The 12602-nt window shown below is 36.4% G+C and carries 13 protein-coding genes; 4 read left to right on the plus strand and 9 right to left on the minus strand.

Translation table 11 applies throughout. The annotated features are described in order from the left end of the window. Nucleotides 1–2: 2 nt before the first annotated feature. The 7 genes from BKM32_RS04300 to BKM32_RS04330 all read right to left on the minus strand — a co-directional run bounded on the left by BKM32_RS04300 (nt 3) and on the right by BKM32_RS04330 (nt 7215). Nucleotides 3–560 (minus strand): hypothetical protein, encoded by a 558-nt coding sequence (locus BKM32_RS04300; protein ID WP_076662678.1) that lies wholly within the window; start codon nt 558–560, stop codon nt 3–5. Continuing rightward, nucleotides 538–1314: a BrxA family protein gene (locus BKM32_RS04305; protein WP_076662679.1), complete on the minus strand. Its 777-nt coding sequence runs from the start codon at nt 1312–1314 to the stop codon at nt 538–540. Before BKM32_RS04305 ends, BKM32_RS04300 begins: the two co-directional genes overlap by 23 nt. 560 nt (nt 1315–1874) lie before the next feature. Further along, entirely contained in the window at nt 1875–2342 is a 468-nt protein-coding gene (locus BKM32_RS04310) for a hypothetical protein (protein WP_076662680.1), read from the minus strand. A gap of 14 nt (nt 2343–2356) precedes the next feature. Further along, nucleotides 2357–4060 carry a GTPase gene (locus BKM32_RS04315; protein WP_076662681.1) on the minus strand — a complete coding sequence of 568 codons (1704 nt, stop codon included), beginning with the start codon at nt 4058–4060 and terminating at the stop codon, nt 2357–2359. Nucleotides 4061–4065: 5 nt separating this feature from the next. Continuing rightward, nucleotides 4066–6555, minus strand: coding sequence for a GTPase (locus BKM32_RS04320; protein WP_076662682.1), 2490 nt, complete (start codon nt 6553–6555; stop codon nt 4066–4068). Between the two features lie 3 nt (nt 6556–6558). Continuing rightward, nucleotides 6559–6768 (minus strand): DUF6140 family protein, encoded by a 210-nt coding sequence (locus BKM32_RS04325; RefSeq protein WP_076662683.1) that lies wholly within the window; start codon nt 6766–6768, stop codon nt 6559–6561. A gap of 249 nt (nt 6769–7017) precedes the next feature. After that, nucleotides 7018–7215, minus strand: a complete 198-nt coding sequence (locus tag BKM32_RS04330) for a hypothetical protein (protein WP_076662684.1) — start codon at nt 7213–7215, stop codon at nt 7018–7020. A gap of 86 nt (nt 7216–7301) precedes the next feature. Between BKM32_RS04330 and BKM32_RS04335 the strand changes: the two genes are divergently transcribed. Beyond that, nucleotides 7302–8186: a YafY family protein gene (locus tag BKM32_RS04335; RefSeq protein ID WP_076662685.1), complete on the plus strand. Its 885-nt coding sequence runs from the start codon at nt 7302–7304 to the stop codon at nt 8184–8186. Nucleotides 8187–8287: 101 nt separating this feature from the next. Then, nucleotides 8288–8461, plus strand: coding sequence for a hypothetical protein (locus BKM32_RS16455; RefSeq protein WP_171971843.1), 174 nt, complete (start codon nt 8288–8290; stop codon nt 8459–8461). Nucleotides 8462–8670: 209 nt separating this feature from the next. On the opposite strand, the gene BKM32_RS04340 is transcribed toward BKM32_RS16455, so the two are convergent. Beyond that, entirely contained in the window at nt 8671–9387 is a 717-nt protein-coding gene (locus BKM32_RS04340) for a LytTR family DNA-binding domain-containing protein (RefSeq protein WP_253187401.1), read from the minus strand. 3 nt (nt 9388–9390) lie between these two features. After that, nucleotides 9391–10455, minus strand: a complete 1065-nt coding sequence (locus tag BKM32_RS04345; RefSeq protein WP_076662686.1) for a sensor histidine kinase — start codon at nt 10453–10455, stop codon at nt 9391–9393. A 181-nt stretch (nt 10456–10636) separates the two neighbouring features. Here BKM32_RS04345 and BKM32_RS04350 point away from each other — a divergent pair, with 181 nt between their 5' ends. Continuing rightward, nucleotides 10637–11062 carry a MotA/TolQ/ExbB proton channel family protein gene (locus BKM32_RS04350; protein WP_076662687.1) on the plus strand — a complete coding sequence of 142 codons (426 nt, stop codon included), beginning with the start codon at nt 10637–10639 and terminating at the stop codon, nt 11060–11062. 45 nt (nt 11063–11107) lie between these two features. Then, entirely contained in the window at nt 11108–12574 is a 1467-nt protein-coding gene (locus BKM32_RS04355; RefSeq protein WP_076662688.1) for a hypothetical protein, read from the plus strand. Nucleotides 12575–12602: the final 28 nt, after the last annotated feature.

Consider the following 12602-nt stretch of genomic DNA (forward strand, 5'->3'; position numbering starts at 1 on the left):
AATTAGTCTATTACTGTACATCTATATTTAGATGCGAGTTTAAAGTTTAAGAAATATAAATTTTCGTTTTCAATTTTACTTGGATACATAATTACCAAAGGATTATTTAATGTCATTACAGTTTTATGCTCCATGATATTCACGTTCTCGATACCTGTTCCATACAAGGCACCAGTTCTTGTTAATACAGGTATTTTTCCGTTTTGGTCGGCTGCTATTATTTCATTGATAATTAAATCCATTAAGTCTGTGGATTCATCATCTGACTTAAAAATAATATGAGGGGTATCTTTGAAGTCTTTATAATAGGCCTCAAAATCTTTCCAACCATCCAAATCAATAAAGTCTACAAGTAATTTTGAGATATCTATAAATTGATATTGCTGGTCCTCATTTAAAGACATGAACTTGTTGGTGTATAGTATTTCTTCATCTGGGGGATATGTAAATATAATGCTGTTTCCCCCATTGGCCTTTCTTTTAAGTTGGTGCCTGTTTTTAGCATCAAGACTTACATTTAAGTCTTCAAACTTGGCCTTATGATCTTCTAAATATGCCATCTATAATACTGTTTGAGTCAAATCCACTTTCAACCCTTAAAGTTGAACCAGTGTAATTCATTTTTAACCAATCTTTTTTGGCTATTTTTTTTAATCTTTCCAAAATGGATTCTTTGGAAATAAACATCCATTGAGAAAATTCGTGTTCAAGAAAATTTGAGCCTTCTTGATGAAGTAGCGTATACAAGTGAATTAAACAGACTATTAATTCATCGGGTATTCGAACAAAGCAGAATGTTTTTTTCTTTCTTCCTTCTAAAAGATTTAATTTTTTTAGTACCGTAAGATACTTGGAGGCTATGGTAGAAATCGTAATATCTGACCATTTGCCCTTTAACTTTTCATTTCTGCTTATCAAGTCCTTTAAATAAGCTTCTATATCGCTGGAGGGGAGTTCTGCTCTACCTTGGTAATAATATTTCAAAAAAACATTATTATTTAGCTCTCTGAACAGTTGATTGTTTATGCTAAAAACCCAAAACAAAATAATTGCCTTTGATTTTTCATCTATAGCATCCTCTTTTAATAGTTTGCTAATAAATTCATTTAAGCTTTTGTCTTCATGTACAAAGGCTGAGTTAAGAACACTTAAAAATCTTTTTCTAGACTTTTCGGTTCTTAAATTAAATTCATTATTGGCTATTAGGATTGTATCTAGGCTGTCGTTTCCATCATAAAGTAAAGGTAACGCCTTATAAATAAGGTGGTAATCGGGTATGCTGCCCACGATATTTATGTCTGTATTATAAATCACGTAATTACTTGATTTGTTAAGGGGTTATTATAAAGACAAATGGAAGGTTTTACTGTGGTTCCTAGTAAATATGATTTTTGTCTATTCCCCTTCAATATTACAAACAAATGATTGGAAATAGTAGCGATAATTAAAATAAAGATTGCTAATATTTCTATGGTATTAATTTTCATTTGTTTTGTTGAAGTGGCCTTTAAATTTAGACATCCAGCAGGCTAACCAAAGGAAAACATTATTGTGCAGAATAAAAAAAGGTTTTCCTCAATACTCGATGAATGATGTTTTTTTTAGTTAAAGTATATGTTTCTAGATCCCGCTATTTCAATGAGTGTTTTTCATGGCTCTAGGGGCTGTAAAATGTCCTTTTGTTATTGAGTTGTTTAAGGTGGAATTTTGTTTTGGGTGTTTTGAGGTCATTTATTGTGAAATAAACCGTTAAAATAGGTTTAATTTAGCGGTTTTTGTTTCTTGAGAGGTAAGAGTCTTTTTGGTCAAACAAAAATATCGGGAGGTTGAGCTCCCGATATTTTTATTTTTATACTCTTGACAACTGTCCTTACTCAAAGAATTTTAGGGCCTTTTAATATCTGTCCTGCCTTTTTTCGGATGCCTTTGTCGGCATTGATAAGCGTTGCTTTTGTCAACTTTAGATCGATATTGTTCCTTGAAACATTATTCGGATTTGCTAGCCACTCTTCCATTCTTATTTTTCCTTTAGATTGATTGATGGTTCGCAAGGTTACAGATACATTTTCTGGGCAATTAACCACTTCTGCTATTTGCTCGTTAGTTAATTGGTCTCTATAGGTCATAAATACCTCTTCTGCTGATCGGATATGTTCGTAGTCATATCTGTCTCCACCCCGCAGCGTTTCACCTGTGTAGCAATCTATATACAATGCTAAGCCATCACCACCTCGGTTTAAGGCTTCTTTTTGCATTTGAGCCTTAACTTTGGTAAAGACTAAATCAATCTCGGTGCGGTGGTAGGGGCGGTTGGGGTTTATAAGTTTTGGCTTGTTTTCCATGTAAACAACATTGTTTAGTTATTTACCACTTCAATAAAGTCAACATATTCAGTATTGAGTTTATTCAACTTTGATAGAAAATCCGAGTTTTTCTCATTTGTTTTTATGATTTCCATTTTTTGATTATTGTAATCCTCTATAAGAGTATCAATGTTATTTTTAATATAATCTTGAAACTTATCATTTAAACTACTAACGAGGTCGTTTGAAATGGTATGGAAACTATCGTTCATTTGGTTCTTTGATGCAACTACTTTTTTTAATGCTTTTTCTTCTTTGTAAGCATCTGCTATTGTTAAGCCCGCTGAAAGAAGTGAAAGTGCTGGTCCAGCAAATTTAGCTACATTTCCTACATTTTTTGTGATTTTTACCGCTTCCCAGGGTTTGAATTTGTATCCAATAAACTTACCCGCTTGATAAATAGTTTTATGGCCTGTAGAACCTGCTACTTCAGCTGATCTTGCGAAAATGTTAGAGGTATTGCTTGCTCCTGTGAATTTTGTTAATTTTGAAGCTTGATCCTTAATACTGTTAAGAATTTCTATTTTTCCATTATATGAAGAGCTTTTAAAGTTACCTCCATATTGATTGCTTGAAAATTGACTTGTTAAGTTCTTTTCGTATAATACTACTTCTTGGTCTGCTATTATGTCTGATAATTCAACTCCAAGTGATTTATTTTTTTCTGCAATTAATTCCTCAATTTTGTACATAGTGTTGGAGGATTCTTCTTTCAATATTATGTTGAATTTTTCTTGTCTTTTATTGAAATCTTCTTGTTCAATCTCTCCTATTAAACCTGAAATAGAATAGCCTTCAGACAAAATTTTATCTTTCAAGTCGCTGTACAAAAAGCTGACTTCTTTGATCAGTTCTTCTTTATGCTTAATGACTCTGTTTTCATATTTTTTTATTATTAAACCAAAATTTGGGTCGGTTTCATCAATGGATATCTTTTCTAAACTGTCCTTTAATATTCTAATAGGCGTATCGAAAGATTGTTGAATTAAGCCTTTTGTGTTAATGAATTCATTCAATGTATGGATGAATTCGGGAAAGTTGCTCATTTCAATTAAATCTTCTTCATCAAGCTCTGAGCCTTCTATAAAATCGAAAGCATCCATGAAAACAACAGGGAAATCAAAATCGTATCCTTTTTCTTTAAAAACTGTTTTTATTGATTCGGTGTAATTCTTCTGCAATTCAGAAAACTCTCCTTTCTCCATTGACATTTTATTGATAGCAATTAACATCTTGTTTTTCAAATTTTGGGTGTATGCTAGATCAATAAAGTTTTCAAATATTACATCGTCAAATAATTGGCTGGTAAGAGTGTAGACAACCAAATCCGAGGAGCTTAATTCGGCTTTCGTTGCGTGGTCATGTTTCTCAACTTTTCCTGCCAATATACCAGGGGTGTCCGTAATGACAATATTGTTCCATGCATATTCTGTGCTTTCGTCAGTCGCGACATTGGAATCAATTCTGATATTTTTATCGTTTGTTAATGCTGATATAATTGTGGATTTTCCTGCGTTGTACTGCCCTACAAAGGCTACTTTCAACTCTTTTCTATTACTGTTATTACCTAACCTGTCTTTTAACTCATTAATGGTTTCGGTTTTATCATAATTTTTGAGAATTGAAAAGGTTTTCTCCTTGAGTTCTTCAAGCTTGTTAGTTAATGTATTATATTTTAAATCTAGTTTACTTTCCATAGGTTTTATTTTTGGTTAGTTGTGGTTTGAAAATCTACTTGTATTAATTCGCTTATGGTGTTAATTGTCTTTTGATTGAATTTGTAATTAGAGGATAAGGTGATTTTATTTGAAGAAAAATCTCTTATAACTTGTAGTATAGAATTGTCTTCTTTTAAAGTTTTGAAAATATCTTTTTCAAATTTTAAGTGATTTGTGTGTTGAAGCACCCTTAATACAATTGCCTTGTTTAAATTGTCAATTTGTTTTTTCCCAGAGGATAATTCATTGCTCAATAATTTATTTATTTCTGAAGCATTGTCAATTAAATCACCCATATTGGAGTCAACAGCTTTCCTATAGTTTTTTATCATTCCATTAAGTTCTTTAGTAATGGCGTTTTTGTATTGCTTTTCTAATTGATTAATCCCTTTTAAAAGGCTTTCTTCCACTTTCTCTTGTGCTTCTTTTATTCTTCTGTCTTTGGATTTAAATAGTCTCGAAGATAACATTACAACGATTCCTAAAGCTGCAATTCCCCATCCTACAGGGTTGGAAACTAATCCGAAAAATCCTATGATTGATCCTGCTGCACCAATTAATGTTCCTGTAATTTCTGTGGCTCTTCTTGAATTAAATGTCGATGTTGTTTTTAGGTTGAAAGATATGTTGTTAAAGAATAATTGAAAATTGTCTAAACTTTCTTCTAGTCTGTTTTTGATATCACTTTGTATGCTCTCAAATTCATATTTAATCTTGTCGTCTAATACTTTTTGGTGTCCAGAGTTTTTTAATTCCGTTTTCCATCTGATTTCGGCTTCTCTTTGGTTTAGTTCGTAATTATTAATTGCGAAATCTTTAGCAAGTTTCTTTAGTTTGAATAATTGAGTATCTACTATTCCTGTGAGTCTTTTTCTGTATTTTGGGTTGCTGCTGTCAAGGAATTTTAGAAATGATTCCCTTTCCTTTTTGAGCTTTTTGATAATAGTCGTTACGGTTTCTTGTTGTTCATTGAAACTTTCGTGTATACTATTTAATCTTACGTTGCTTCCGTCGATAATGTTTTGCGATTTCCTTAAATGACCATTATCAAAAACACTTTCTTTTAAATTTGTTAAGAACTCGTCAATGTTTGATGCTGTATAGAGTAATTCCTTTGTTTCTTCATCTGATTCATTCTCTGAAATTTTAGCTGCCAACAACATTACAGGTATGACTTTATAGAAATTGTTTGAGTAATATTTGGTCATATATTCATTTATTCTATCGATATGACCTTGGATGGTTTTGTTGTCAGTTCTGTTTTTCCATTTGAGGGGATCCTTTAAAAATAGAGCGCGCCGTCTTTCGTTCTCTATATTTTCCTTAACATTTAGTAGAATTAAAACGGGTTTGTTTTTTTTCTTTATTTCCGCGAGGAAACTAAATTCTGTTTCTTGAATGGCATCATTTGTTACTACATAACAAATTAAATCAGACTCATCAACAATACTTGCAGCTATGTCTACATCAGATTGCCCGTTTGGTGCTCCAATTCCAGGGGTGTCTATAATTCTTAAATTATCCCAATTATAAACTCTGTTAAATCTGGTTGTCCTTACTTTACCTACTCCAATAGCATCATCACCTTCTTTTGTAATAATTGAATGTAGAGTGCTTTTTCCTGCTTTGGTCCTTCCTAGAAATGATATTGTAAAATAATCTACTGATCTCCTTTTTTTATTTAAGACTTCAATGTTTTCTTCCAATTGCTCTATTGCATTTTCTTCTACAATTTTTTGTAATTTATCAATGAAAACATTTAGATCTTCATCTTTTCTTTTAGCGTTCTGTAGTTTATTCACGTTGGAAGAAAGGTTGTCTAGCAGAGAGGAAATTCTGTTTGAAGATTTTTCAACAGTTTGTTCTGCCAACGTTAGGTCATAATGTGCGTATTCTGATATTTCCTTTATTTTTTTTACAAATTTGGATCCATTCAGTAAGATTTCTTTTTTCTTTTGGCTAAATGTATTTTCCTTGTGTGGAGAAAGTTTCTCCATAAAGCTATAGAAGCCTATTTTAAGGTCGTCAGACCATTTGTCTTCCTTTTCTCCGTATAACTTAATATTGTTGGCTATTTTATTTTCCAGTTGTAAAAATTCCGCCTGATCAATATGGATTTCTTGTCTGATTTTTTTAATAATCTCTTTTTCATCTTTGTCATAGTAACCATCGGAATAGATTACCTCTAAAAATAATTGGTAAGCTTCATGAATTATTTCTTTTGGTGCGTTTGCAAGCTCCTTTATTAATTTTTGAAATGGTATTTTATCTGGAGAATCCGAAAAAATGTTATTTATTTCGTTTTGTAATTCTTGCCAATTTGAATTGTAGTTATAGATTATTTGTAATTCCTTATTGTCTATTATTCTATCTTGGATAGTTATGTAAATAGAAATTAAGGTGATAACTTGTTTGAAGCTTGTGTCGTCCCTTAAAGGAGCTTCTAGTACTTGGTTGGATTCTGATCTGTTCATGTTTTAAACTAATTTGAATTCTAAGTAACCAGGACTTAAGTATCCCTCTGTTTTTAAATCTAATCCGTGAACACGTAGAAATGCCTTGTGGATTTTTTCTACTTCATCAAATGGGTTAGAAAACATGGAGCTTACCTGAATGGATAAGCCTGCATCAACGTATTCGCCTTGTACGTTAATGGCGTGTTTGGTTTTGACTTCAAAAGTCGCCATGTGTAAATTGTTTTTTGTTGGTTAATATTGATTTTGTTAGTATCCTAAGTTGTAAGGAAGTCAACAGCGGTTACAATTTAAAGTATTTTTTACTAAATATAACCCTACAAAAAGCAGTAATATCTTACTGTTTGTGAATTAGATTGTTAGTGTTGGTGGTTCGTGCGAATTTCCCAATTGAGGTGGCTTAATAAGGGGTGATATGTAGGTCCATTTTACATCTTTTATCCTATTTTAACCATTTTTTAGTTAATCATCTAAATATTTTAACAGCCCAGTTACCAAAATGGATGTGCCCACGCCAATTAATAAGGCTGTATTTTTATCGGAATTTGTGTGCTTGGCAATCGCTAGTGATGCCATTGCGGATGCAGAGACAATTTCGTTAATGGATTGTAAAGTGTTTTGAATAGAATTGTCGTTTTGAAATGTTGTTTTTAGTTCCATAAGATGTTGTTTTTGATGTTTGAGCAAACTTAAAATCTTATTTTCCCATATTTTGGGACAACTAAAAAAAGATATATATTTGAATTATGAGTACAGCAACAATAAGGCATTTAAGGATATTGAAACTGTTGGAAAACAATGAGTTTTTAACAATACCTATGGTTGAGTTTGAATATCAAAAAAAAGGGATAAAGTATGGCAAAAGTCAATTTTACAGGGATATTGATTTCCTTAGGAATAGGGGGTACTATATAAAAAATGATAATAATGGATCGTTCACATTGGATCGGGATTTGACCAAAGATTATGATTTTTTGTCGCACTATTTTAAGCATTTGGCAATAACGGCTTTATGTGAGCAGGCTGTGGAGCTGGATCCTGATTTTTTAAGGTACATTCAATTCGAGAGAAATAGTAATACAGTTTCAAACTTTTCCATATTCACTAACATATTTGAGGCTATATGCAATAAGTGCTCCATAAGTTTTTCTCATCACAGTTTTTACCATAAGGGCAAGGTGGAGGAGTATAAGTTGTCTCCCTATTTTCTAAAGGAGTATAAAAATAGGTGGTATGTTGTTGGTGAAACTAAGAAAGGGATTAGAGCTTTTGGATTGGATAGGGTAAGTCGTTTGGTAGTAAATGATGAGGTTGTGCCGTCGAAATTCGAGAGGGCTATGGAGGTGTTTGAGAATACGGTAGGCTTAAATCATAGTGAACATGATTTGGGGTTAATTCGTCTTTCCGTAGATAGTAGCCAAAGGCCTTATTTGGAGTCTTTGCCCATCCATAGTACCCAGAAAATATATGAAGATGAAAATGGGAGGTTTGAGCTAACGCTATTCGTCAAATATAACTTTGAGTTAAGGCAGGAGCTTTTAAAATATGGAAGTTATCTTAAGGTGCTGGAGCCTGAATGGATTCGGGACGATTTTAGAAATGAACTCAAAAAAACTCTAGATTTATATTGAGAACTCGAGATGTGAACTAGCTCTAACAAATGAATTATAGGTATGCAAAGGAAGATTGTTGGTTGTCGTTCATTTGCTGAAGCATTTGTTTTAGCTCGAATATGGCCCAGTTAAGTTGTGCAATGTCTTGTTTGGTAGCTGTTAAGGTCTGTGGAGCAAGTAGTTTTTTTGCGCCATATTTGGCTGCTTCCGCGGCCAGATGTCCGACTGCTGAGTTGGCTATCGCAGGAACGTTGATTTTCAGGATAAAGTTACAATATCAGCCAAAAGGCTAGAAGACTTAATTGAGAATGGTAGGGTTGAGAGAATAGCAACCATATCAAGTCCTTTTTTAAAGGATGTGATAGCTAGGTATTCAAATTATTATTCAAGACAAGGTTCTCCTGATTTTGACACCGATGAATTGTTTCATGCATTGTTTTAATTTTACATAATTGAAAAATGATTAATAAGTAATCAGTTTTTCTGTATTCAAATAATTATTCTAAAACCTCTCCAACACACTTAACACGTCTTTTTTATAGCTACGGCTGATGGACAGGGCCTTGTTTTGAACGATGATTTCGTCGTTGGTAAAGGAGGCAATGTGCTTGATGGCGATGATGTAGGAACGGTGGATGCGCAAAAACTTCTCTGAGGGCAGTTTGGCTTCAATGGCGCTAATGGTTTCGCGGGTGACGATGGTTTGGTTGCCCAGATGTATTTTAAGGTAGTCGCTATAGCTTTCAATATAGGTAATGGCTTCAAAATCTATTTTTATCATGCGTCTGTCGGCCCTAACAAACATAAAGTTGGGTGCTTCTGTTGGAGCTGATGGGCTAGGGGTGTTTTGAGTATGGGTTTCAAAATAGTTGTTGACGGCCTTTAGCAACCTATCAAAGGAAATGGGTTTTAGGAGGTAATCTACAGCCTGAAGCTCGAAGCCTTCTACGGCATAGTCCCTGTAGGCGGTTGTAAAGATGATCTTGATGTTTTTTTTGATGGACTTGGCAAAGGCAATCCCCGATATTTCTGGCATGTTGATGTCAAGAAACACCACATCTACTTCCTGTTCGCGAATGCACTGAAAGGCCTCGATGGCGCTGCTGCAACTGGCCACCACGTTTATATTGGGGATTTTGGACAGGTGGGTCTGGATGACTTCCCTTGCAATGGCTTCGTCATCTACAATGATACAGGATATGGTGTTTTGGTTGTTCACGTGCTAGTGTAACTGTAGTTGTAACTGCACCTTAAAAATATCACTTTCATTTTGGATATGCAGGGTGTAGTTGTCTTTATACAATAAATTAAGTCGCTTTTTGATGTTTTCCAGTCCGATGCCTTTTTTGGGGGAGGCATGCGCTTTTTTATGGGTGTTGTCTATGTTGAAATACAGGGTTTGGCCCTGACATTCCAAATGGATGTAAATATGGAGTTTGCCTTGGTGCAGCGCCCCGTGCTTAAAACTGTTTTCTACAAAGGGCACCAATACCATGGGGGCCATGGTGAGGGTTTCGGGGATGTTGTTGCTGGTGAACTGCAACTTCAGGGTTTCGTTGAAGCGCATTTCCTCTAAGGCAATATAGTCTTTAATGTGCTCTATTTCTTCCGTTAACAATACGAAGGGTTTGTCGGCTTGATACAGCAAATAATCCAAGAGGTTGGAGAGCTTTAGTATCATTTCTGGGGTTTCGTCGGCCTTCCTAAGGGCAAAACCGTATAGGGTGTTGAGGGTATTGAACAGAAAGTGGGGGTGGATTTGCATTTTAAGGTACTGAAGTTCCTGTTCCTTGAGCTTTAGTTGGGTTTCCAGAATTTGGGTTTGGAGCTTTTTGGTTCTTTCGGCATGTTCCAAATTGAGTTGCAGGAGTTTGTAGGCGCTTACCAAAATGACAATTAGATATACGCCAGAAGTTACCAAGATGATGTTTTTGGTAACGGGGTTCATCTCGTTGTAATTGAAGTGGGCCAGATATATCAAGCTAAAGAAAATAGAGAGCATGATGAGGTAGCCCGAAATGATGAGCGTATAGCAGCTATATAAGGCAAATTTGCCGTAGCGTTTGGGGATTAAATACTCTGGAATGAGCTTGTAAATGGACACGTAGGTGGTGGCGATGGTAATGGGCATTAAAAAAGCCGAAAACAGTAAGGTGTTGTGGAAATCTTTGCTTTGTGAGCCAAAGAAATAGGTAAAGAACAGCAGGACCAAGCACCAAAATAGGAGATGCTTAAGGCTGCGCGCCAAGGCTTTTAAAAGGATTTGTTTTGAAAGGAGGCTGCTCATTACCCTACAATGATACAACACTTTTTGGCAGGATGGTTGCTTTTGTAGACGGATGACCAATTTAGCAGGGGATTCGACCTGCGGTTATATTGCGAGCTAATTTGGTTGTTCGTCGCATTTTGGATTATCTTGTGCCTGTATGGCGTAAGTTTGGGGTGTATTCATTCAAAAAACGAACGTTATGAACCCTTTAGCAATGTATGTTTTCAGTCGCTTTTTAATTTTTGGCTCTATTGTAGACCGCTTTAATGAAGGCGGTCCGCTTATGATGTCGCTTATTTTAATCTGTTTTGTGATATCGCTGTTCTTTTTGGCGAGAGGCTTTATGGGCTTGAAAGGGCATTTGGAGCAGTCGCAAAAAATGCTGCGTTTGGCTATCGATAGCAGCCTGTTGGGCTTGGTGGTTGGCTTTTTGGGCTCCATTATTGGTTTGATAATGGCCTTTGATTCCATAGAAGCCATGGGAGATGCCGAACCTGCTATTTTTGCTGGTGGCCTAAAAGTGTCCTTGCTTACGGCTACTTTTGGCCTGTTTACCTTTGTGGTTTGCCGATTGGGGATTTTGGTGTTGAGAGGTTTGATTGCTAACCAAGAGCCTAAGGCTTAAACTGCTTGTCTTTGCTTTGTTTTAATTAGAACTCCTTTATTGTTTATGAGAATTTTTGAAATCCTCCTGTTGGCGGCAGTCACCCTATTGCCTTTTGTGAAACGTCCTTTGCTGCGCCGCATCCATGCCGATTATCTCTTATTGTTTTTATGTGTGTTGCTGGCCTTGCACTTGATTGTGGAGGGGTGGCGCTGGCAGATGGTCCCGGCCTATGTGTTGTTGGTTCTTGTGGCGTGGCGACTTAAGACGGTGGATGGTTTTGCCTCTGTAAAGTTCTCGTGGTTTCGAGGGCTTGGGTATGTTTTGTTGTGTTGGTTGTTGGTAATAGGATGGGTGCTGCCTATGGTATTGCCGGTGTTTTCTCTGCCAGAACCGAGAGGCTCCTATCGAGTTGGAACGGCTTTGATTTATGAGCAGACCGATAGGGACGAAGAAATTACTGAAGACCCTAATGATAAAAGGGAACTGTTGTATAAGATTTGGTACCCCAGTGAGGCGGCTATCACAAATATGAAAGCAGAGCCTTATGTGGACCAGGCAAGCAGGGCGGGGTTTGCTACCAAATACGGCTTGCCGCCAGCGGCCTTGGATTATTTGGATAAGGTGCAGACCTATGTGTATCCCGGGATTTCGGTGGCTTATGGACGCTTTCCTGTGTTGTTGTTTTCGCATGGGTATGGCTCGAAGGCCACAGGGTATTATGCCTTGTTGACGGAGCTGGCTAGTCAAGGTTATGTTGTTGTGAATATGAACCATACTTATGAAAGTTTGGGGGTAAGCTTTCCGGATGGGCACTCTGCTTCTTTTGACTATGATTATCAAAGAAGGATTTCGGCCAACGCCATGGCGACTATAGAACCGATTGCCAACGTCTTTAAACAAGGATTGAATTATGAGGAGCGGCATCCTATTGTTAGGGAGGCTATCAAGGATTATTTTGAAGGTGCTATTCAAGAGCGTTGGGCTGAGGACATGATGGGCACCATAGATTTATTGGAGGAATGGAATGCCAAAGGGCCACTAAAAGGAGCCTTGGATTTGAAGCGGCTTGGGGTTTTTGGGCATTCGGTAGGTGGCGGTGCGGCAGGAAAAGTAGCCATGAACGACAAGCGCATAAAGGCCGCGGCCAATTTGGATGGGATTCAGTGGGGGACCATGATAGACAGCAGTTACCATGTGCCGTATCTCTATCTTTCTGCCGATTGGCCTGCAGAGCATGAAGATATCAATGCCCATGTGTACGCACATAAGAGTCAAGATTTGTTTTATGAGTGTAAGCTTCTGCAGTCCGGACATCCCAATTTTATGGACATTCCGTTTATGGTGCCCGTGCCTGCGCTGGCTGGTACAGGGGCTATGGATCCGTATGAAGGCATGGAGATTGCCAGTAGACTAGTTACGTCTTTTTTTGATACGCATTTAAAGCAGTTGCCCGATACTGAGCCTGAAAAGCTTAGTGCTGTTCATGACCTGTTGGAACTGCGGGTTTATGAGGGAGGATTTACAAGGTGATTTTTTTGGTGGGTTCGGAATTTTGAGC

It is taken from the genome of Mangrovimonas sp. DI 80 (assembly GCF_001975575.1).
GTDB classification, from domain to species: domain Bacteria; phylum Bacteroidota; class Bacteroidia; order Flavobacteriales; family Flavobacteriaceae; genus Mangrovimonas_A; species Mangrovimonas_A xylaniphaga.